General features: G+C 54.2%; 17 protein-coding genes. 7 read left to right on the forward strand and 10 right to left on the reverse strand.

All coding sequences use genetic code 11. The features are described from left to right. Window positions 1-142 precede the first annotated feature (142 nt). On the forward strand, window positions 143-892 hold the full coding sequence (locus CRO74_RS25940) for a GntR family transcriptional regulator (RefSeq protein ID WP_179830304.1): 750 nt from the start codon (window positions 143-145) through the stop codon (window positions 890-892). Window positions 893-928: 36 nt separating this feature from the next. Here CRO74_RS25940 and CRO74_RS25945 read toward each other — a convergent pair whose 3' ends face one another. Continuing rightward, window positions 929-2,560 (reverse strand): amidohydrolase family protein, encoded by a 1,632-nt coding sequence (locus CRO74_RS25945; RefSeq protein ID WP_097130306.1) that lies wholly within the window; start codon window positions 2,558-2,560, stop codon window positions 929-931. A gap of 87 nt (window positions 2,561-2,647) precedes the next feature. Between CRO74_RS25945 and CRO74_RS25950 the strand changes: the two genes are divergently transcribed. Together CRO74_RS25950 and CRO74_RS25955 are read left to right on the forward strand one after the other, a co-directional pair. Next, window positions 2,648-3,598 carry a hypothetical protein gene (locus CRO74_RS25950; RefSeq protein WP_179830305.1) on the forward strand — a complete coding sequence of 317 codons (951 nt, stop codon included), beginning with the start codon at window positions 2,648-2,650 and terminating at the stop codon, window positions 3,596-3,598. Between the two features lie 5 nt (window positions 3,599-3,603). After that, on the forward strand, window positions 3,604-4,446 hold the full coding sequence (locus tag CRO74_RS25955) for a hypothetical protein (RefSeq protein ID WP_245877984.1): 843 nt from the start codon (window positions 3,604-3,606) through the stop codon (window positions 4,444-4,446). A gap of 5 nt (window positions 4,447-4,451) precedes the next feature. On the opposite strand, the gene CRO74_RS25960 is transcribed toward CRO74_RS25955, so the two are convergent. The 4 genes from CRO74_RS25960 to CRO74_RS25975 all read right to left on the reverse strand — a co-directional run bounded on the left by CRO74_RS25960 (window position 4,452) and on the right by CRO74_RS25975 (window position 8,111). Further along, window positions 4,452-5,339, reverse strand: a complete 888-nt coding sequence (locus CRO74_RS25960) for a metallophosphoesterase family protein (protein WP_097130312.1) — start codon at window positions 5,337-5,339, stop codon at window positions 4,452-4,454. 102 nt (window positions 5,340-5,441) lie between these two features. After that, window positions 5,442-6,098 carry a hypothetical protein gene (locus tag CRO74_RS25965; protein WP_245877985.1) on the reverse strand — a complete coding sequence of 219 codons (657 nt, stop codon included), beginning with the start codon at window positions 6,096-6,098 and terminating at the stop codon, window positions 5,442-5,444. Between the two features lie 4 nt (window positions 6,099-6,102). Further along, the gene (locus tag CRO74_RS25970) at window positions 6,103-7,371 is read right to left on the reverse strand and encodes a glycerophosphodiester phosphodiesterase (protein WP_097130316.1); all 1,269 of its coding nucleotides are present in this window, start codon (window positions 7,369-7,371) and stop codon (window positions 6,103-6,105) included. Further along, entirely contained in the window at window positions 7,368-8,111 is a 744-nt protein-coding gene (locus CRO74_RS25975) for a hypothetical protein (RefSeq protein ID WP_245877986.1), read from the reverse strand. Before CRO74_RS25975 ends, CRO74_RS25970 begins: the two co-directional genes overlap by 4 nt. Window positions 8,112-8,327: 216 nt before the next feature. Here CRO74_RS25975 and CRO74_RS25980 point away from each other — a divergent pair, with 216 nt between their 5' ends. Next, window positions 8,328-8,564, forward strand: coding sequence for a hypothetical protein (locus CRO74_RS25980; protein ID WP_097130318.1), 237 nt, complete (start codon window positions 8,328-8,330; stop codon window positions 8,562-8,564). Between the two features lie 686 nt (window positions 8,565-9,250). Here CRO74_RS25980 and CRO74_RS25990 read toward each other — a convergent pair. From CRO74_RS25990 to CRO74_RS26010, 5 genes are all read right to left on the reverse strand, one after another. After that, a complete protein-coding gene (locus tag CRO74_RS25990; protein WP_097130322.1) occupies window positions 9,251-12,559 on the reverse strand; it encodes a C25 family cysteine peptidase in 3,309 nt (1,102 codons plus the stop codon). Window positions 12,560-12,776: 217 nt separating this feature from the next. Then, entirely contained in the window at window positions 12,777-13,373 is a 597-nt protein-coding gene (locus CRO74_RS25995) for a c-type cytochrome (protein ID WP_097130324.1), read from the reverse strand. A gap of 250 nt (window positions 13,374-13,623) precedes the next feature. Beyond that, window positions 13,624-13,857 (reverse strand): hypothetical protein, encoded by a 234-nt coding sequence (locus tag CRO74_RS26000; RefSeq protein WP_245877987.1) that lies wholly within the window; start codon window positions 13,855-13,857, stop codon window positions 13,624-13,626. Window positions 13,858-14,143: 286 nt separating this feature from the next. Further along, window positions 14,144-15,511, reverse strand: a complete 1,368-nt coding sequence (locus CRO74_RS26005; RefSeq protein WP_097130326.1) for a sensor histidine kinase — start codon at window positions 15,509-15,511, stop codon at window positions 14,144-14,146. Beyond that, window positions 15,508-16,185 (reverse strand): response regulator transcription factor, encoded by a 678-nt coding sequence (locus tag CRO74_RS26010; RefSeq protein ID WP_097130328.1) that lies wholly within the window; start codon window positions 16,183-16,185, stop codon window positions 15,508-15,510. Before CRO74_RS26010 ends, CRO74_RS26005 begins: the two co-directional genes overlap by 4 nt. A gap of 180 nt (window positions 16,186-16,365) precedes the next feature. Between CRO74_RS26010 and CRO74_RS26015 the strand changes: the two genes are divergently transcribed. The 3 genes from CRO74_RS26015 to CRO74_RS26025 are packed head-to-tail and all read left to right on the forward strand — an operon-like array spanning window position 16,366 to window position 22,116. Then, window positions 16,366-17,754, forward strand: coding sequence for a TolC family protein (locus CRO74_RS26015; RefSeq protein ID WP_097130330.1), 1,389 nt, complete (start codon window positions 16,366-16,368; stop codon window positions 17,752-17,754). Between the two features lie 11 nt (window positions 17,755-17,765). Continuing rightward, the gene (locus tag CRO74_RS26020) at window positions 17,766-21,014 is read left to right on the forward strand and encodes an efflux RND transporter permease subunit (RefSeq protein WP_245877988.1); all 3,249 of its coding nucleotides are present in this window, start codon (window positions 17,766-17,768) and stop codon (window positions 21,012-21,014) included. Further along, window positions 20,995-22,116 carry an efflux RND transporter periplasmic adaptor subunit gene (locus CRO74_RS26025; protein ID WP_179830306.1) on the forward strand — a complete coding sequence of 374 codons (1,122 nt, stop codon included), beginning with the start codon at window positions 20,995-20,997 and terminating at the stop codon, window positions 22,114-22,116. Before CRO74_RS26020 ends, CRO74_RS26025 begins: the two co-directional genes overlap by 20 nt. Window positions 22,117-22,138 lie beyond the last annotated feature (22 nt).

A 22,138-nucleotide genomic window follows, 5' to 3' on the forward strand; every position in this document is an offset into this window, starting at 1 on the left:
TTGCTATATTATTAAGAGTATGGCTTTGCGTGTCTACTTTCTGACAGGATTGACAGGATTTATCCTACACAACAATCCTGTTAATCATGTCAATCCTGTCAGAAAACCGAATAGACTGGGTTGTCTTATCTTTACGGACGCTATGACCGACCAAGCTACCCGCATTCCCCAGTACCAGTATTTGTATGAAACGCTCCGGCAGGATATAATCCGGGGAGTATTCAAGGCGGGTGATCTATTGCCGTCCGAAAGTGTGCTGCAACAGCAATACCGACTAACGCAGCCGACCATCCGGCAGGCGCTGTCGTTGCTGGTGCAGGATGGCTATATAAAGAAGCACCAGGGAAAAGGTAGTATCGTACAGGCCATTCCAATTGGCCTGGGGGTGATGTCCCTGAAAACACACGCGGTGCATACAGATGAAAAAACGACAGCTTCCGAAGAACTGCCTTCGGAACTGATTCGGACCGCGATTCTGGTTAAGCCGCACCTGGCTCCGTTTCCCGGCGAGTTGTTGTTTTATCCGACCAACGAAAACCCGCAGGTTACTTATTATTGTCTGGAACGGCTCCGGTCTGTCAATAATACGCCCGTATTTTACGAGAAGCTTATCTTGCCGAATCGGTATCTGCCAAATCTGGTGCGTCAGCGACTGGAGAACCGTTCGTTTTTTGATTTGCTCCGCACAAAATACGGGCTGGTGGTAACGGGTGGCGAACAGAAAATTCAGGCGTTGGCCGTTGAGCAGCCAATAGCCGATCAGCTTCGGGTGGAGCCGGGACAGCCGGTTTTGCGGCTGGAAAAACGCATCGACACCAACAAGAGCGATTTCAGTTTCTTCTCGATCCTTTTCGCCCGTACCGATCAGTTTCTGTTACAGGGCCGATTTTAAGCGGAAAGCAGCATAACTGCATCTATTAACCACTTCCTAGTTCTTCGCCCCGCCCGATACTTTGCCTGCTTTGGCCGGAACGCCGGGCTGGGTAATCTCGAAGTTCTCTTTCTGCTTCGCATCGGCTACCAGTTTCCGAACGTCGGCTAGTAGTTTCTTGGCGTCGTAGACCACACCGTCTTTTACGGTGTACGTAACGCCCCCAACGCGCTCCACTTCGTTTTTGTCGTTCAAACTGATCGCGCCCGTGCCGTATAATACTTTGAGGTTAGCCAGCGGATTCTGGTCGACAATCACGAAATCGGCGAGTTTACCGACCTCAACCGAGCCAATCTGGTCGGCCATACCGAGGGCTTCGGCCCCTTTCAGGGTAGCCGCCCGGATCACTTCGAGGGGGTGGAAACCGGCTTCGCGCAGCAGTTCGAGTTCGCGGATGTAGGCAAAGCCGTAAAGCTGGTAAATGAAGCCCGAATCGGAACCCGCCGTCACGCGGCCACCCCGGTTTTTGTATTCGTTGATGAACGCCATCCAGAGCTGATAATTTTTCTTCCAGGCCACTTCCTGTTCCGTTCCCCACGAATGCCAGTATGACCCGTGCGAAATCCGGCTTGGGCCGTAAAAACGCCACAGACTCGGCAGGGTGTAGTCGTCGTGCCACTCGGCGCGCCGGGCCAGCATCAGCTCCCGGTTGGCTTCGTAGATGTTGAAGGTGGGGTCGAGGGTGAAATCCAGCGAAATGAGTTCGTCCATTACCTTGTTCCAGCGATCGGTGCCGGGTTTGGCGGCTTGCTGCCAGAGGTTGCCGGCTTCTTCAAAGCGGTTCTGTTCGTTGTTGTAGTTGTAATTGGCGGGGTAATTCTGAACGGTCTTGTCGTCGAACAAAGCTTCGGGCAGGCCGTACCAGTGTTCGAGGGAAGTCAGACCGGCTTTGGCCGTTGCCAGGGCATTCATCCGGGCCACTTCCAGTTGGGCATGGTGACAGGCCGAGCGCAGACCAAGTTTCTTGTTTTCTTCCAGGGCTGCCCGAAAAATGTTGGGTTCGGCACCAAAAAATTTGATCCCGTCGGCCCCTTTTTTGGCATTTTGCTGTACCCAGGCGCGGGCCTGTTCCACGGTGCTGATGGGCTCTTTGGCTCCCTGACCGAAAACGGTGTACGCCTTGATGCGGGGTGCCGTAATTTCGTTTCGGTCGCTTTTGGCGCGGTGCTCCAGTACCCAGTCGAGGCCGTTACCGCACGATGGGTCGCGAATGGTGGTAATGCCGTGCCCCAGCCAGAGTTTAAAGACGTACTCGGCACTGGCGCCCTGGGCCTGTCCGCCGATGTGGCCGTGCATATCGACAAAGCCGGGCATGAGGTACATGCCTTCGCAGTTCAGCTCTTTATCGCCGGGCGATGCCTGCGGACGCCCTTTTGGGTCGATCGGAACGCCGGGGTAACCCACCTGCCTGATTTGCGTGATGCGGTTCTTCTCGACCACAATATCCATCGGCCCAACCGGTGGCGCACCGGTACTATTGACGAGCGTAACCCCCCGGATGATGAGTTTACCAAAGGGTCCATCGCCTTCGTGCCGGGGCGGAGATTTTTCCACCTGAGCCGATAAAGCGTGAAGAATGAAGAATGTAAAATGAAAAATAAAGGCTAAGCGAGTGAGAGGTCGTATCATGATCAGGAAAATCGTTTCGGTAAACAGTTGTAAGATAAGCGAATCTGCCAGACTTTTGCAATGCAGCCGGTACCAGACTGCCTCACCATGAAACAGTTCGTCACAAAAAACTTCCTGCTGATCATCCTCATACTGGCTGTCGGGTTTGCGTTTGCCATGCAGGTGACCATTTTCCAGACGCCACCCGCCACGCCACCGGCTGTTGCCGCCGTTTTACCCGCAGCCTTCACGACGTACTGGCAGACCGGAAAAGCGGAAGTAAATACCTACCGTCTCGAACAGGCCGAAGCCGGGGCGCTACACAAAGGGGAAGCCCGGCTGATCTTCGCCGTCGAAGACTTTCGAACGGATACACAAGTCCGGTCAGAAACTGAAGCCAGTCGCGACAAATCTATTCCGGTACTACGGGCAAACTTGTCCCGGCAGTTTGTCGTGGGCATGCAGGATTATGCGCTACACACATCGGTATTTACGCCCATTAACAGCCTTGTATTTCTCAATACACTGAAAGTCAGTACATCGGCGCAGGATTGGTCCGGTCATAGCTATCGTCAGCTCAATTACCGGACGAATGAATATCAGGTAACGGGCAAATCGTACGTTGAGCCGGAAGCCGACGAAGCGTATACGGTACCCAAAGCCCTGCTGGAAGATGAACTCTGGAGCCGTATTCGGATTGCTCCCGATAAATTGCCAATTGGAGAAATACAACTTATTCCGGGTACCATGACCGCCCGGCTACGGCACCGGAAACTGGAGCCGCTGGCCGCGAAGGTCAAACTCGAACCCTACGAAGGGGTGTTGTATCCGGGAAAGCTGCTAAAAGCGTATATTATCGAATACCCAACCGACGACCGGTCGTTACGCATTATTTTCGAGGGAGTGTTTCCGCATAGAATTGTAGGGTGGGCCGAGACGTACCCGAGCAAAAATAACCTGCTAACATCCCGTGCTGTTCTGAAAAAGACTATTCAATCTGACTACTGGAATCACAACGCCCCCGCCGATACCTCTTTACGGGCGGAACTACTGAACTGATCGTTATGCACCAATCTGTTTTGCCTCGTTTGCTTCATTGCTATACCCGGAACTACGGGGCTATTCGACAAACAGTTTACGCCCTTCTCTGGACGTTGGGTACACTGGCCGCGCTGGCTTTACTCCCGGCCTGCTCGTCGTCTCCCGATAAACCAACTCCGACTGACGATCCCGTTTACACCTTGATTTTCCTGGATAAAACCCGCAGCGTCGATGTGAACAAGGCGTTTGTGGGCCAGAAGTACCAGGAGGCAGTCAACGAGATCATCGAACAGAACATCCGGCAGAAAGGCGATAAGCTGGACGTTTACTTCATTCACGAGAATACATCCAAAGCCCGCGCCCTGAACGTTACCGTCCGCTCCGAAATGGAAGATGTATCGGCCGCCAGCCAGACCGACCGGGAAGCCGCCGAAACAGAGTTCAATCTCCTGCTCACCCGCGAAAAAGCCCAGATTCGGCAGCGGGTGCTGCAACAGCTGGTAGCGCAAAATACGGGCAGTTCGAATCGGGAAACCGATATATGGGCCAGTCTGCCCGTCATTGCCAAAGCCAACGAATCGGGTGCGACCGTGAAAGTTTACTACCTCAGCGATATGATCGAGAGCGTAAAGGGAACCGGCCGACGCGATTTTCAGGTAACCCCCCCCAAAGACAACGCCCAGGCCGATGCGTGGGCCAAAGCCGATGCCGAACAGCTCAAACGCCATACCATCGGCACCCCCGATATCACGATGATACTTCCCTTCGAGCCCAACGCATCGGTCCGGGAGAACAACCCAGCTGTAACGCAGTACTGGCAAACGCTGTTTGCTGAGTTGGGTGCGGGAGTGGTGGAGGAGCAGTAGAGGAATCAATCCGGCTTCTCGTCCAGAACTTCCTGTCCCGGTATTTCAAACTGGTAGCCTATTGAAAAGCCGGAAAAGTCGTTTTTCAGACAATACGACGTCAGCGAAAGCCCATCGTCATCGCGCCGGACCGACAGGTAGTGGAAAAGGGGTTTGTAGTCCGTTGCCAGATCGGGCAAGCGGGTGGGCGATACATTCAGCGGTTGCCTCAGTCCACCACCACCGCCAATCACCAGAAACGTTTTTCCTTCAAATTCGTAGCGCTCAAAGGCGTGCGAATGCCCCGTAATGAACAGGCGGCCCTTCTGCGAGCGCGTATAGGCCGGAACAAACCGCTGCTGGACCAGTTTGGATGAGCCAACCAATTTACTGTTCGAGTAAGGCGCGTGGTGGCAGGTAACGATAACGACCTTTACCGCCGGGTCTTCGTCCAGTTCGTTGAGCGTTTGCTCATACCAGGTCTGCTGTTTCACCAGATCGGCGATGGAGAGAATGCTGAAGTTGGAATTGAGCATAACCACCGCAATGCTGTCCGTTACCTTAACGTAACCCGTTGGAATGTGCTCCGGAAAGCGTTTCTGGAAGTTTTTGGCTCCTTTCCGGGGGCGTCCCATCACATCGTGGTTGCCCATAATGGCATATACCGCCGTGCCGACCGCCGTACAATTCGCCAGAAACTGGTCAATGATCCGCCACTTGTTGTTCCGGTAGCCTAATGAAACGATATCGCCCAGCCAATAGAGAACAGCCGGTTTGAGTCGGATAATCTCATTAAAAATAGTAGTCGTTGCTTTTGTATTCTGATGCGTTCGCAGCACCAGCCGCTCTACCCACATAGGTGCCTGCGTATCACTTAAAAACAAAAGCTCCCGTTTATTCTCTTCCTGATTCATAACTTCTATTTATACTTGGTGGAGTGAGTGAAGTAAGTGAAGTAGTCCCTTACTCACTTCACCTACTTCACTTACTCTACTCACTTCACTACTCACTATCAACTACCACGAATAGGGTCGCCAGACGAGTTGAAGTTCGGCCGTAAAGGCAGCGTTTTGAACCGCTACGGCATCAAACCATTTTACTTCGCCAGCTACTCTAAAACGACGGCCAATGGGGTATGTGTATGAAGCGGCCGCCATCCAGCCCGGACTATTTGTATAGGCATTAACTGTTCCGGCATACTCAAGGTGCGAATAATTTATGTAAATACCCGTTCCGGCCGTTACCGACAACCGGCGTGTAAGGCTCCGATCTGTCCCCCGCAGCCAGGCCAGCGGCATGGAGAACACCAGCAACACCGGAATGGCCGACACGTACATCCGGGCCGTTTCGCCCGCTATCCGGCCCCGGTAGCGATACATGGTTGTCCAGCCCGATTCCAGCCCGATTCGCAGCCGATGGTCGGGATACCACATAACCCGCAAAGAGGCCGGTGTACCCAACTTATTGAGCCGGGGTTCGGAAATCGTTTGCGGCACGCCGAGGTGGGATGCGTAATATGATAGGCCGCCCCCCGCCGTTACTACAATCGTATAAGGGCCACGTTTGGTGACGGTAGAGTCAGTTTCGAGTTGCTGAAGCGGCTGGGCGATGGTCGCAGAGGTGATGAAAAACAGGCCCATCAACCCCGGTAGGATGTATAAAAATGTTCGCATAGACTTATTGCTGTTCAACATAATGATAGTAGGCCACAACCGGCGAGTAATTGGACAGAATACCATCGAAGTTATTCTGGCTGATAAATTCACGGATAAACTCCGGCTCATCGAGCGTCCAGACATAGACTGTCAGGCCAGCTGCTTTCATGGCCCGTACTTCCTCGATTTGGGGGCCAAGCGTCCAGCGGGGTGCCCAGATACGGGCACCCAGACTACGGGTAATCGTGGTATCCAGCTCGCAAAGGATGGGTGTATTTTCTTTACTGGGTAATGCTTCGTACGAGGACACGGCCTCCGTGCTGGGTAGACCAATAACAATGCGCAGGTCGCGGCCCACTGTAGCCGCTTTTTGCAGGTACTTCTGCTGAATCTGCTGAACCTTGTCCATGGGGCCAATGTATTTCGTATCGAGCCAGACAAAATTCAGCGACGTATTGGTAAGAACCGTTTCTAGTGCCTCCTCCAGAGTCGGTATCTTCTCGCCATTGACGAGCCGCACCAGCGCATTTAGTTGCTGATACGTATACGCTTCGATGGGACCGGTAAGCCCGCTCTTTTGAATAAGCCGCAGGTTCAGGGTGTTATCGTGGTATAAAATCGGTACGCCATCTTTCGTATAGCGCACGTCGATCTCTATGCCGTTGGCCCCCAGGCGTGATGCCAGCTTTATGATCTCGATGGAGTTTTCTGAGGCAGGCAGCAAATCCGACGTACGTCCGCCAGAACGGTGGGCCATAATAGAAAACGGTCTCTGGTTGAGCGGGCGTTGATAGGTAAGCGTAAGTGGCTGGGTTGGCTCGGCTGTTCCAGTGCCGTAACCGCCCGTTAACACCAGCGTATCGCCCAAAAGCAGGGTGCCCGGAAAGGGTTGTAACTGCCCGTTACGTTTGGTTTTGACCGTTAATTGTACCAGCCCCGTATTGGTGTTGACCAGCCTTCGCCAGTAGCCATCAACTACCAGACTGTCGACTTTCTGGTTGGCTTCGAGATTGAAAAATCCCGCATCCAGCCCCGTAAAAATGGACAGATAGTGAGTCGTGTCGGCCCCGTTCAGGGTGTACGTCCATTTTACGGCTACCTGATCGCCAAACTGAGCAGCGCCATCGCTAACAGAATAGACACCTTCCATGGCTCGCCGGACACCCGGCACAAACTTGCCCGCGCCCGGCGTACCGGCGAAATCATAGGGTACTGGTGCTTCGTAGTCCTTCCGGCAACTGCTAATGGCTATGAGCGCAAAACCCAGGAATAAAAGATTGGTCAGTTTCACAGAATAAAGCCGAAAATGAGTTGAGGATATAACAAGTTTCTGTCGAAGGTGTCGTAGAGTGACCAAAGCTGCCAGTTGAAATTAGAATAGGCCATTCGCACTCCTACCGATACACGGCGTTGGTGGTAAAAAGGCTGTTCGAGGACGGCCGCAAAGGCCACACCGTTCACTTCCCGGCGATTGTACTCGACGGCCAGCGAACCCACCTGAGACCGGTAATACAGGTCGATGATGGCCTCCGACCGAACCGTTAGTTGCAGATCCCGCGTGAGTCGATACCCGACAGACAGACTTGGAAACGTCTGAACACCGTACGCCTGGCTGTTAAACACGTCTTTAATGCGCAGGGCTCCGAACCAGCCGCTCACATCATAACCAGCCCCTACCGACAGTCGCTCTGTAAGGGGCGTGGCCCAGCGCAGGCCTACGCCCAGGTTGCTTTGTACGAACTGGGTTTGAATGCGGCCCGTCAGGTAAAATCGTTTGCTCAATGCGCGCTGGATGTTGAAATCAACAGCCGGGACACTAATCCGTACCTCTTCGGTAATTTCGGGTGGGGTGGTGGTAAAGACGACGCCGATGGATCGTCGCCACTTCTGGAGCGGGGGCGCCTGCGGAAAGTAGATGCCCGTCTGTGCAGGCCAGGGTTTGGGTGTCTGAGCCAGCGAGGCCGATGCAAAAAGTATTATTGAACAAATTACCCGGCCTGATTTAGTAGAGATTCTTGCGATGGTGGTCACTTGACAGCTTATAGTGAAAGTCAGATGAAATAAACTGCGAGGATCGTACTTATGTTATGATAAGCCTTCAGAAGCCGTAAACAGAATTCGTTCGAATGGCTTCCGCCACTGGTTAAAATAATTCATCTTTTTGCCGAAAAAAGGTCTTCTTCTATGCATAAAATCTCATTTATTTTGTTCTTTATATAGAACGTAAACAACTCATAGACAGGAAAAATGGAGTCTATTCACTTACCTAAGCTGACCCGTCATTCTACGGAAACGACCGCCACACGCACCAGCCGACGCAAGGGAAACGGCCACGCTACGGCAGCCTTGCTAATTCAAATGGCGACAGAAATTTTAACCGCGTCACCAACACTCAGAAAGAAAGCAAACATTACACTGATGGACCTGGCTGCCGCCGATAAAGTCCGGAAGGACTTAGCTAAAAAGGCAGTCCCACTACAGTGACTGAGTAGACTATACGCATAGAAAAAGCCTGCCCTACAAAGCAGGCTTTTTCTGTTTACAACAAGCTAGTCTAGTCGATAACTGAACTAGTATAAGTCTTTGGCCGCACCGCTGGTGGACTCCTGTCTTTACCTGAAGACAGCGTAAGCATGAATTGGCCTTTATGAAAATTTATTTATATATAACTGTTTTGTTTTTAAGGCAAATTGTCAATTTTTACCCGCCGTAGACACTCCGACAAGTCGTTTTTACCCGCTACGAATGGATATCGCCTGCTCAAGGGAATGCGCGTATCCGTTTAAGTAAAAGGGGCGTCTACGGCTTCTATCCACTTATACATATCATTAGTATGAAGTCATCTGAAAATCAATCAGATAATCTTTTAGATACCAGATTAATTGACATTATAAAGACGAATATAAACACTATTAAATCGGGGATCGACTGGAGCCAGATCGAGTTTGAGAAAGATATCGCCGGAAACATAGTGCGATTACGGTCAAATGACCCAATGCTTTGCACGTGGCTCCAGCAAACCATTACGATAACCCGGCCGAAAGCTACTGAACCGGTTGTCTGTTACCCGAATGTCTTTTCGGATTGGAAACTTTGAAGACATTCGGGTAATTCATTTACCATGCATTACCAGTGGCAAAAAGCATCACTGTCGCAACCAATCCCTTGTCTCAGCTAACCGGTAGAACTGCCTGATAAGGCTTATTGGCGGTTCCTGTAACGGTCAGGGTAACATCCTTGAGTGTTAACTCCGCTGGTATGGTGAACGTTACTTGTCCCTGTTTATCCGTCTTTTTGACCCTGCTAAGCACCGCGCGGTCGTTATTCCAGCCACCAACCAGCGTAACCGTCTGATTCGCCAGTGGCGTTTGTTTCGCATTAGTAACGGTTACGACCACGGTGCTTCCCTTTTTGGCCGTAGCCGGATGCGTAACGATGAGTTTTTGGGGAATTGTTTGCCAGAGGGTCATTGCCGGGTCGCCGTACAGGGCCTGAGTAAAGAGGCACCACATGCCTTTGGAGCCATCGATCGACTGCCGGAGCCCGGCCGCCTGCCCTAAAGGAGCACCAAAAGCTGCCATCATCCAGAAAAACTGTTCGTAGAGGTAAGTAACCCCCGTATAACCCATATTGGTGTGACCGATGTAGGCCACCGCCCCTTTGTTCGCCATCGTAACCATCTTCTCGCCAAAGGTTTTGGTACTTTCTTCGGGAGCGCAGGTGTGGCAGGCATCGCCATAAGCGATAAAGTAGCCCGATGTATTGGTGAGGGCGTCGATAGAGCCAGTGTCGAGCCAGCAGATTGCCCAGGGAGCCCCATGTCCGGTTAAACTTAAAAAGTGCGTTCCCTGACTAATACCCGTGAGCAAACTCTGGGTACGGAGTGGCAAGGCAGGTTGTGGCTCTGCCAGTGTTTCGGTGTAATCGGCGTAGTACCGGCGGATGGTCGTAAAATCAGGGAACATGTCCTGCATCAGTTTCCGCTTCGTTTCCGCTTCGAAAGCCGCAAACTCCAGCCCTTTGGCATCCGTCTGGATTTGTGGCGGCTGAGTCGTGGTGGTGAAGCCAGTGATTTCAATGAAATTCGTCGCTTTATCAACCACCTTCTGGCTGAAGGTTTCGTCCATAAAATAAAACCGGGGCGATTCAATCTGGCTGATTGGGTTATATGGGATCAGCAGGTCTTTGTCGACGTAGAAGGCTTTCAGGTTAAAATTAGGCGTAAAGGAGCTTTCCAAAGACGCACCGGTGGCCGGTAGCAACCGCAACCGCATACGAATGCTGTTGGCCGCTGGACTCGTTTTCTTAGTTACGCTGAATAGCCCTTCCTTTTCCGGATTCTCCTTCCCGCTGTTGTCCGGCCAATAGTTGACTACGCCACCAAAGTAATCGGCGGCAAACACCATTGTTTTCAGAGATTGCTCGGCCGCGGGGTTGTTGATGGTCAGTCCTTCGTAAGCTAAAACCTTATCGACGAAGGCTGCGGCTTCGGCCCCGCTGGTAATGGGCGCGCGACCAACCCATATATCCTGCGTTGTCTTGTAGCTGTTCAGCAGCGGTTCCTCTTCTTTGGTGGTTGGATTAAGCGCAAACATGCCATACAAGCCCGACCCCAGCGGGTCGAAATCGTACCGGCCCGGCACCGAATAGCAGGAGCCGTCTACGCTGGCGTAGTAGAAATCGGTGGGAATGTTGCGGTCGTTCCCCAGCCAGTAAAAGCCGTATGTGCTGGCAACGCTGTCGTTGGGACCTTCTACAATCATATAAATTTCGCTTAGGTCGTCCGTTTCCGGTTTGCCGAGCCGGGTAAACCCTGTCGTTTTCTTGGTATCGACAAACTCCGATTTCTTCGTGAAATACCAGCCAGCCTGTTGCGATGAAGCAGTCAAATTGAATGGAATAAGCTTACCCGAGGTGGCATTGCAGAGCGTCCGGAACGGTGGCTTGTCGTCAAACTCCTGTTTGGTTTTGCCCGGATTCTGAGGGTCGGGTACGGTCCTGAGCGAAAAGACGCCCGTACTCATATCGTTACGAAGCTTGGCAATCGACTGGCCGGGAATCTTGAAGCATTTACGAATGGACGGCACCGGGTCTGACACATAGACAAAGTCCCAGCCGAAATTCCCTTTATCACTCACGTAGCTAACCATGTTGCGCATGGGTACTATGTCGGTATCGCCCCCGATCAGCAGATACCGGGTTTTCCAGTTTTTATAGGCATACTTTACGAAGTTCCGGATGATTTCGGCCAGATCACGCGCTTTCAGCCCCTGGCCGCAGTCCGTAAAGTCGCCCCATTTTGCACCCGTCGAACTGGCTCCCTGCACAATTTCGGATACTGTTACCACTTTGGCATCTACGCCCCGTTTGGCTTTCCATTCGGCCAGCCGCAGAAAGTGACTGGTAGCTGTCTTGCCCGCCGAATCCAGCGGGAGCGCATTGGCCGGAACCGGTTTTCCATTTTGGAACGTCCACCGCCGGTCGTCCGTAATAATCAGGTAGGGCGCTGTTGTAAACAAAAAAGGAAGTCCTCCGGGAATACGGAAATCGCCCGGCTTGAAATTCGTGATCCCTTTATTAAACTGGGTTAGTGCCGACTGATAACCCAGGGGGAAATTAAGTTTACGTAGTTCTCTAACCGGCGCGGCAGGCAGCGGTATGTCGGGTTGCTCTACTTCCAGGGTGTAACTCAGGTTGGGATACAGCAGGTATTGCTGCTGCCGGGGATCATACTGCATCGGCCGAACCCGGATGGCTACCGTAAGGGTGCGGTTTATCTCTTCGGTACGCTGAATCAGTGCCAGTTCCGTTGGCGCGGGTAATCCCCGAAGAACATGGGGTGCCAACGTAGCCCGCTGCCTACTGGCGGCCAGCACACTGGCCCGGAGTACTGGGTTGGTGTCGGGTACGTCCAACAAAACCGTCGGGACCGGTTTGGGGTTTACCCGTTCCGGCAGTCGTACCGGCTCACCCGGCTCGACAGTCAGCCCAATAATCCGGCTACCGCTGGGCAACGTAATAAACTGTAATTGTTCCGGCAGCGTTGGTTCGCCGGGTTGTGTGCTTGGGTAAAAGTTGGCCAGTTCGGGAATGTCGAACCCATCAGCATGTCGAATCCGTAAACGAGCCTGATCGGCATTGGACCGCCCCTGATGCCGCTGACGTACCCAGGTATACGCCTGCCGGGCATCGACGAACAAATCGGCGCTTTGAGTCGGGAGGGTCGGATTGATGGTGATAGTCGTATCGGCCAGAGGTTGGCGCGCATTGGGAGTACGTAGCACCTGTATCATTACCGCAACGGGCCGAATGGCGCGGGGAAAATCGAGCAACAATTCATAGTCTCCCCGTTCATCAGTCAGTGTTGAGCCTAGTAGTGTTTGAGGGGCGTTTGGTTGGAAAGCCTGAACGGTCAGTCCCGTGGCTAAGTAGGTGTTAGTCGCGCGATCGCGCACGGCGCCGGTTAATTGAATCTGCATGGTATCACTTGAGTTAACGATCGTTTAAAGTCGATTGGCTTTAACTCCTGAATAGTAGCGGATAATGAACCGATTGGAAACAAGTAATGGGTAAACGGATATGAATAAATGGTCTTTTGAGGGAACGGTAGTATATGGCAAACGTCTCCCGTCGACTTAAGATGTGTTTTCGGGAGACGTTTGTTCGGGTATGTAAACCAGTGGCCCTGTTCGGATACTACAGCTTATCGGGGCCGATGGGCTGTGGAACCAGATTTTCGACGGGTTTGCAGCTTTTCATGTACGCAAAAATTGCTACCAGATCTTCCTTTTTCATGCCTGCGTAATTGGGCCATGGCATGGGGGGCAGCAATGGGCGAGCCGTGCGAAGCCCTTTACTTTTACCTTCCGTAAGGGCAACAATAAACTGTTCTTCCGTCCAGTTGCCAATGCCGGTAGCATCCGGGGTTAGATTGGCCGCAAACGACACGCCCCACGGCCCTACGGCAATGGTGTTCATCGGATGAAACAATACCCAGTCTTTCAGGGCATCTTTGGTGACTTTACCCACCGGTATTTTAGCCGGGTGGCCGGAGAGCCCCAGTTGGGGGTCGGGAACGGGGCCTTGGGCGGTCATGACTTTAGGTGCATGGCAATCGGCACAGCCCATAATTTTAACCAGGTACTTGCCTTTCTCCAGTTGCGCCTTCGTATACGGGACGCTTTTAACGGCTTTCTTTGGTGGGGTGGAAGCGGGCTTGCCGGTAAATGATACCAGCGCTGCGGTGCTCAGAAATAGTGCGACTAGTGCGGAGGTAGCGAATTGCTTTTTCATGAGTACTTAATGGTTAAACGGGTGAATGCTTTTTGTAAAACGGAGTAATCGGTTCACACAACGCCCCAAAGGGGTATTTATGAGGATACTGTGTCCTTGAGCCACCTGACCGGGCCTGCGCCTTTTGGTGTTAGCCTGAGAAACAGTTAATATTCCATAGTAACTTTGTTGTAAGTAATGCAACAACTATCTGAACTCCAACTCCCTTCTCGGAGAATTAGTGAGCGGTAGGCGTTACCATTAGAAGTTTTTAGTATTTGCAAATAGGTTGACAATCAGAATTATAGCGAAGGCGAATCGGCCGGACCACGGTGCTGGTCTCCTTAATTTTCCGGCCCAGTTGGGTCTCCAGCCCCCGCGACTTACTGATAGCTAGCAGCTGAGACGAATAGAGGCTGCGATGGCCCGACATCAAAAAGCTAATGACGCAGGATACGGCCGCGTAGGGGGCTACGGCTGCCCCGAACAATTCAATAGCTAACATTTCAACACACTAAAAAATAAAACTACCTCTTCGTTTGGACGCATACCGGTTAGGAAACAATAAACTCGATGAGCAACGGATTAACGTCGTGACGGCCCACCTCAGTAGCTGGGCGGCTCCCAAAGAAGGCGGCAAAAAACTGAGAGCATCGACCTGGACACCAACGATGCCGTTGGTAGAACGTGTTGTCCGGTCGATTACCCCTTGTTGGGTCAGGGTTAACTACTTTGGCGTATGTCGTTTTTCCTTCACTTCTTCAAGAACCGTTAAGGCCGGATGGTTTTGTCTAAAGCGGCCGGGCAGGTAATCGCAGCGACACCCGCGTACCGGTTGCCGCCTGTGATTTTACCGCTAAAGATCCCTGATGCAGATCAACTATCCTCTTGGCCAGGGTCAGCCCTAGCCCAAAGCCGTGAATCCGGCCTACATTATTCGCCCGCATCATGGGCAGAAACACATGGGTCAGCTGATGATCGGGAATACCGATGCCCTGATCAATGACCTCGATCACCACCCAGGCCGATTCGTACATGACCCGAACCGAGATGGGCTTAAAGGCGGAGTACTTGGCCGCATTGTCCAGAATGTTGATCAGGGCCGTGCGCAGCAGCGTGGCATTACCCAGTACCCGGCTCGTTGAGCTTTGCTCGGTGAATTCGTCGGTAAGCTGTAGTTCAATATCCTGAAGTGGGTATTTCTCCCCGAAATACGTTACTGTGTCCAGAATAGTGTCCACCAGGTTGACATCGTCCAGCAATTGGGTAGCCTTAAGTCCTTCTACCTCGGCCAGCCGCAGCAGGGCGTTGGCCAGATCAATTGCCCCTTCCAATCGGCTTAAGGCCTTTTCTATACTTTGGCGGGTCGTTGGCAAATCGCCGTCATAAGCCAGTGACGTTTCCAGCATGCCTTTAACGACCGTGAGCGGGGTGCGTATCTCGTGGGAGGCATAGGCAACGAAGGTTTCCTGACTGACGGCTAATTGCTGCAGGTTACCCAGCAGCTGGTTGAAGGAAACGGCCAGGTAACGGGCTTCGTCGGCGGTACGGCCCTCGGTTAACCGGAATGAAAAATCATTGACAGTCGTCGTGTCCAGCTGGCTGATCAGCTGGTCGAAGGGGCGCATGGCCCGCCGGGCAAACAGGAACCCGACAAAGGCAATCACTACCAGCAGCAGCACATTGCCCAAGATGAGGATGAGCCGCAGGTTGCGGCTGGTTTGTCGGCCAGCCAGATCGTAGGCGGTGACCAGTGCCACATACGGCTGGTTGTTAACGGTAAACGAAAGGGCCATGCCTTCTTTGGGATCCTCCCAGGAGCGGCTCACGTAGGTAAAGTAGACCTCGCGCTGGCGAGCCCGGTTTAGCATGTCGCGGGTGATGCGGTAGTCGTCCGGGCCGGAGGAGGAGTAGATACGTCGGTTGAGCGTGTCGATTAGCGACTCGTGCTGCTCGGGCAGGGTCAGGTAGTTGTAACGCAAAAACTCCTGCCGGTCGCGCAGATAGAGTTGGGCCGACAGGGCGCGTCGCTGGAGTCGGGTGCGCATCTGCGAGCGACGGTACGATTCGTAGGTTTGGTAGATGAATACCGAAAAAAGCAGTAGCAGGGCGGCCACCAGTACGGTAAACCCAACGGTGATCCGCTGCTTGATGCTCATGGCTCTGCTTTAAGAATAAATCCTACGCCGAAAATGGTGTGGATGAGCTTGGGTTCAACGCGATCTATTTTGCGCCGAAGGTAATTCACGTACACGTCCACAACGTTTGTATTCGTGTTGAAATGCACATCCCAGACGTTTTCCAGCAACTCAGCCCGGCTCACAACCTTGCCCTGGCGCAGAAGCAGGTATTCGAGCAGCGCGTATTCCCGTGCCGTCAGGGTAACGCGTTCATCCGCTCGCCAAACCTGATGGGAACTGGTATCAACGACTAAATCCAGCAACTCGAGCCGCTGAGGCAGGGGCGCGCGGGCCGGGTGCCGCCGGGCCAGCGCCTTTAGCCGGAAAACCAGTTCCTTGAAGGCAAACGGCTTGGCTAAATAGTCATCAGCCCCCGATTCAAACCCCATCACTTTATTCTCTAAGCTGCCCAGGGCCGTGAGCATAATCACCGGAATGGCGGGCCAGTTTTGTTTCACAAACCGGCACAGGTCGTAGCCGTTCATCCCGGGCATATTCACATCCAGCACGACCACGTCATACTGATGCTCGTTAATCATGGAGCGGCCAATGACGCCGTCGTAGGCGGCCGATACCCCAATTCCCTCCGAAGTCAGTCCCTTCTGAATGAACTGGCTGACTTCTGCGTCGTCTTCTACTACCAATACATGCATAGCGTTGCGTCGTTGCTGAGCCGAAAATACGGCATTAGGCGCGTTTTGAATAGCCTGGTGCGATCTACTTAAGAGATTGTAATATCTTTCTCAGAGGTTTCTAATAAGTTGGATGGTTACTTTGACGGAGTTGGCCGGTGGGTCTTTAGCCCTCGGCGGCACTTCTTTAACGTCATTGGTATGACTTTTCATCGAACGAAATGGTTCCGGTATGCGGGATGGCTGGCGTGTAGCCTGAGTCTGTGGGGCGGGTTACAGGCACAGCCACTCACGATTGAAGCCGCCGTTGATCAGTCGCTCCGCCAGTTTCCAACCCTAACGGCCCAGCGATCCGCCATCGAAGCCCTGCGGGCGAATGTCGCGGTGTTGCAGGCTAACCGACTGCCGAATTTGCGGCTGCATAGCCAGACGAACATCGGTACGGCCAACGGCCTGTCGGGTTCCTATTTCTCGCTGGGCCTGATCGTCCCCACCTCCGGGGCACGCCGGGCGGAGAACAGTGGCAGTCTGGCTACGGGCAATATCGCGCTGGCTACTGCCGACTGGGAATTTTACAACTTCGGTCGGTTCCGCGCTGAAGATCAACTCCTGCGGGCCGACGTAGCAGTCGGCGAAGCGCAGTTTGACCGTGAGCAGTTTTCGCTCCGGCAATCGGTTGTGGGGGCCTACCTCGACGTGTTCTGGACCCAGCAGACGCTGCGCCTGGAGGGCCAAAACCTGGCCCGCGTCGATACGGTGCGCCGGATCATTGGTAACCTAGTTCGCAATGGCATAAAACCCGGCCTCGACTCCTCGCTGGCCAATGTGGCTTTTTCGCGGGCGAAACTCGCTTATCAGCGTGTGGAGGCCGATTATCAGCAGGCACGGGTATTGCTGGGTACGTTGACCGGCCAATCCGTAGCAACGCTCCAAATTGATACGACGTTTCGGGCTGACCCGCTATTGACAAGTATTCCGCCCGTCCAGTCAACCCTGAACCACCCGCTGCTGCGGGTAGCCGAACGGCTGGTGAGTCGGCAAACTGTTGAAATCGATTTGATCCGCAAAACGGCCCTACCCCGGCTGTCGGTACTGGCCGCAACCTGGGCGCGGGGAACGAGCTTAGGCGTCGATAATGAGTTCGGATCGCTGGGGTCGGGGCTTGGCTACAGCCGCACGAACTACCTGCTGGGGGTTGCCGCCACAGTAAACCTGCCCGATTTTAAGCGAGCCGGGGCGCGGGTTCGCCAGCAGCAGTTTCGCATCGAGCAGGCCCGGTCGCAGTTGGCCGCCCAGCAAATCGACCTGCAAAACACACTGCTTGGTGCCGACGCGCAGTTGGTCGTAGTCGGTCAGCAACTAGCGGAACTACCGAACGCGTTGCGGGCCGCCCGCGATGCCTACGCCCAGCGGTTATCGCTCTACAACAACGGCGTTGAGACGATTCTGAACCTGACGGATGCGCTTAACCTACTCATTGCCGTCGAGCGGGAGGTGGTACAGACCCGTACGGAGGCCGTTCGCCTTCGCTTTCAATACGCTCAGGCCACCAATAATTTCGAGGACTTCTATACCCTGTTCCGACGCTAACCCAACGCGCTATGTCTTTACTCTCAACGTCTTTGAAGCGCCCGATTGCGGTGCTGGTGGTAGTGGCCGGGATGGTCGTCTTTTCGGTGCTGGCGGCCATGCGCATCCCCATCGACATTTTCCCCCGCCTGAACTCGCCTACCATCTACGTTATTGAACCCTATGGGGGGATGTCGCCCGCTCAGATGGAAGGATTCTTCGCGACCCGAATGCAGGATCAGTTCCTGTACATCGGCGGCATTAAGGAAATTCAGAGCAAAAATACCCAGGGGCTAACCATTGTGAAGTTGGCTTTCTACGAAGGCACGGATATGGCGCAGGCTTCCGCCGAAGTAGCCATTCAAGTTAACCGGGCCATGAAGTTTTTTCCGCCCGGTGCCCTGCCCCCGCAGGTCGTGCGCTACGATGCGTCGTCGGTGCCCATCGGCGATCTGGTCTTTTCAAGTAAAACCCGGCCGCTGCGGGAAATTCATGAGATGGCCTCCACGCGTATTCGGCCCCTGTTCTCAACCGTACCGGGCCTGACCGCTCCGCCCCCCATTGGCACCAACGCCCGTACGGTGGTCATTAATCTTGACCCGCAAAAGATTCGAAGCCTGAATATCTCGCCCGACGAGGTGGTCGAAGCCTTAGCGGCTAATAATGCCATGACCCCGTCAGGAAACATCCGCATTGGTAATTCAACGTATATCACCACGCTGAACTCCCTGGAAGATCAGGTTGAGGACTTTGGGAAAATACCCGTCGTGACCCAGGGCCACCGTAGCGTCTTCCTGCGCGATGTGGCCACAATAGCGGATGCTTCGGACGTAACGGCGGGTTACGCGCTGGTCAATGGCAGCCGATCGTCCTACATTCCCGTGGTAAAAACCGCCGATGCGTCTACCTGGGACGTCGTGACGCGGCTCAAGGCCAAGCTGCCCGAAATGCGGAGTTTGCTGCCCGACGACATTGCCGTCAGCTATGAGTTCGACCAGTCGATATTTGTTATTAATGCGGTGAAAAGCTTACTGTTCGAGGGCGGGCTAGGGGCTATCCTGACCGGTTTGATGGTGCTGCTTTTCCTGGGTGACTGGCGAAGCTCGCTTATTGTTATCATCACCATCCCCATTTCGGTCGTGGCCGCCGTTTTGCTGTTGGGGCTGGTCAATCAGACGGTCAACATCATGACCCTGTCGGGGCTGGCGCTGTCCATCGGTATATTGGTTGATCAGGCCACGGTGACGATTGAAAATATTCACCAGCATTTAGAAATGGGTAAAAGCAAGCAGCAGGCCATCTACGACGCCTGTAAAGAAGTGGCTCTTCCCCTTTTGTTGATTCTCCTGTGTATTCTGGCTGTGTTTGCCCCCTCGTTTATCATGACGGGCGTGCCCCGCGCCATGTTTCTGCCCCTGTCTTTGAGTATCGGCTTTGCCATGACGGTGTCGTATTTTCTGGCCCAGAGTTTGGTGCCCGTGCTGGCCAACTGGTTACTCAAAAGCCATCCTCACCCGGTGGTACCCGCATCACATGACGTACCAGATGGTGACGCTACGGTTGCGAAAAAACCCGGTTTGTTCGACCGGGTACGCAGCGGATTTGTGCAGCAGACAGAGAGGCTTCTCCAACGTAATAAGCTTATTATCGCCACCTATTTTGTGGCCGTATTGGTGCTGGCGGGTCTGGGCTTCGTTTTTATCGGGAAAGATATGCTGCCTCAGCTCAACGCCGGCCAGATGGTGATCCGGATGAAAACGCCAGATGGCAACCGGCTCGAACGCACTGAAGAGCGGGTCAAGCAGCTGACGGCCTTAGTCAACGAGGTTACCGATGGAAACCTGGCGGTATCGTCGGCCTACGTGGGCGTGGTGCCGACCAATTATGCAACGACCAATCTGTACGTGAGCACCACGGGGCCCAATGATGCCGTCATCAAGGTGGCCCTGAATACGGACTATCACGCCAATATGCAGGCGGTAAAAGAACGGATTCGTCAGGCTGTGGTAAAGCAGTTTCCTGATTTGACCCTTTCCTTTGAACCTGCCGACTTGACCGAGAAGCTCATGAGTGGCGGGGCCGCCACCCCGATTGAGGTGCAGGTGGCCGGGCGCGACATGAAGCAGATCGAGGGTTACGCCCGACAGGTGATGGCGGGTCTGGCGAAGGTGGACTACCTGCGTGATGTTCGCATCGTGCAGCCGCTGAAATTCCCGGTTATCAACATTACGCTGGACCGGCAGAAACTCGCCATGATGGGCCTGAACCTGCAGCAGGTTGCCCGCTCCATCACAGCCTCAACGTCGTCAAGTCGGTTCACCGAAAAAAATCAGTGGCTCGATACCCGTTCGGCCTATACCTATCAGGTACAGGTGCAGATTCCGGAATACGCCATGAGCGATATGACCCAGCTGGGAGAGGTTCCGCTGGTAGCGGGTCAGGTACGGCCCGTGCTGAGCGACGTGGCGACATTCTCCGTCGATACGCTGCCTGGGGAGTATGACCGCACCGGACCGCGTCGGTTCGTGACCGTCTCGGCCAACATTCACGGGCGCGATCTGGGCACGGCCACGCGGGCCGTCGAACAAACCCTGACTGACCTGGGCGAAACACCGAAAGGCCTGGTGACCCAGGTTAAGGGTATGTCCTCGCTGCTGACTGAAACATTGGACAGCCTGCAAACGGGACTGGGCATCGCGGTGCTGGTTATTTTTCTTTTGCTGGCGGCTAACTACCAGTCGTTCAAACTCTCCTTCGTGGTGCTGTCCACCGTGCCTGCCGTACTGGTGGGAGCCATCGGGCTGCTGCTACTGACGGGTAGTACGCTGAATTTGCAATCCTACATGGGCATCATCATGTCGGTGGGTATTTCGGTGGCCAATGCCATTTTGATTGTCACCAATGCCGAACGGCTGCGCTGGGAGTATCGAAACGTAAACCGGGCGGCCGTCGACAGCGTGGGCGTGCGTTTGCGCCCCGTGCTCATGACGACCTTTGCCATGATTGCGGGCATGGTGCCGATGGCACTGGGCACGGGCGAAGCCGGTGAACAGGTCGCTCCGCTGGGTCGGGCCGTGATCGGTGGTCTGATTGCTTCCACGCTGGCTGCGCTGTACATCGTACCGCAGGTATATGTCTGGCTGCAGCGCAGTACACCCTTCCATGATCCCTCGCTGCTCCCCACTGAGTCAGCCTATGCTATACAAATGGCTGACGATACCGCCGATCAATTCACCAAAGAACAGGCTCAAACTGAAGCGTATGAAAATCACCGGATATAGCCGTATCCTGGCCCTGCTGTGGCTGAGTGTATGGTTGCAAAATTGTAATAGTCCTGCGTCCCGGTCTTCGGAGTCGGCAGAGAATGCCAACCGAACCAACGCACAGGCTGCCGTTTCGGCACCCGTTTATCAGTTCGCCCCCGTGTCGCGGCAGCGGGTGAGTGAGTCGGTGCAGTTGCCGGGCGAGTTCCGGGCTTATCAGGAGGTGAGCATCTTTCCCCGGGCCAACGGTTTCGTGGAGCGGGTATTGGTAGACCGGGGCACGGCCGTTCGGCGGGGGCAGGTGCTGATGGTACTCGACGCGCCCGAAACCGAAGAGCGGCTGGTAGGGGCCCGCTCCAATACGCTCAAGGCCGAAGCGATGCTGACGGCCAGCCGCGAACATTACCGGCGTTTACTGGCCAGCAACAAAATTCCCGGCTCCGTCTCGGCGCTTGACCTCGAAACGGCCCAGGCCCGGCTGCGGGCCGACTCGGCCTCCGTACTGGGTGAGCGGGCAAATTACCGGGCTCTGACCAAGCTTCGCGATTACCTGACGGTTCGGGCCCCCTTCGACGGCATCATTACCGAACGCAACGTGCATCCGGGGGCATTGGTGGGATCGGGAGCCAAGCAGGAAAGCCCGATGCTGGTGCTCCAGCAGCAGAACCACCTGCGTTTGGTGGCCGACGTTCCCGAAACCTACAGCGTGGGCCTTCGCGAAGGCAGTTCGGTTCGCTTCACGGTCAGCGCCATGCCGGGCCGGGCGTTTACGGGTAAAATCAGCCGCCGGTCGGGCAGCATGAACCAACAGTTCCGTTCCGAGACCATTGAAATAGACGTACCCAACGGCGACCGGACGCTACGGCCGGGTATGTTCACGGAAATTACGCTGCCCACCACGGGTACACCCGGTGCCTTAGCCGTACCGACGACGGCGGTGGTTACCTCCACCGAGCGACAATACGTGATTCGGGTAGCCGACGGACGGGCGCAGTACGTACCGGTGCGGAAAGGCCAGAAAGCGGGCGGCATGACGGAAGTGTTTGGCGCTTTACGGCCTGACGACAGGATTGTGGTCAATGCCCGTGACGACATTAAAGAAGGGGTCGCCCTTCGTTAACCAACCGGGTACCTATCGTCAA

Origin of the sequence: Spirosoma fluviale (assembly GCF_900230225.1) — a bacterium.
In the GTDB taxonomy this organism is placed as follows: domain Bacteria; phylum Bacteroidota; class Bacteroidia; order Cytophagales; family Spirosomataceae; genus Spirosoma; species Spirosoma fluviale.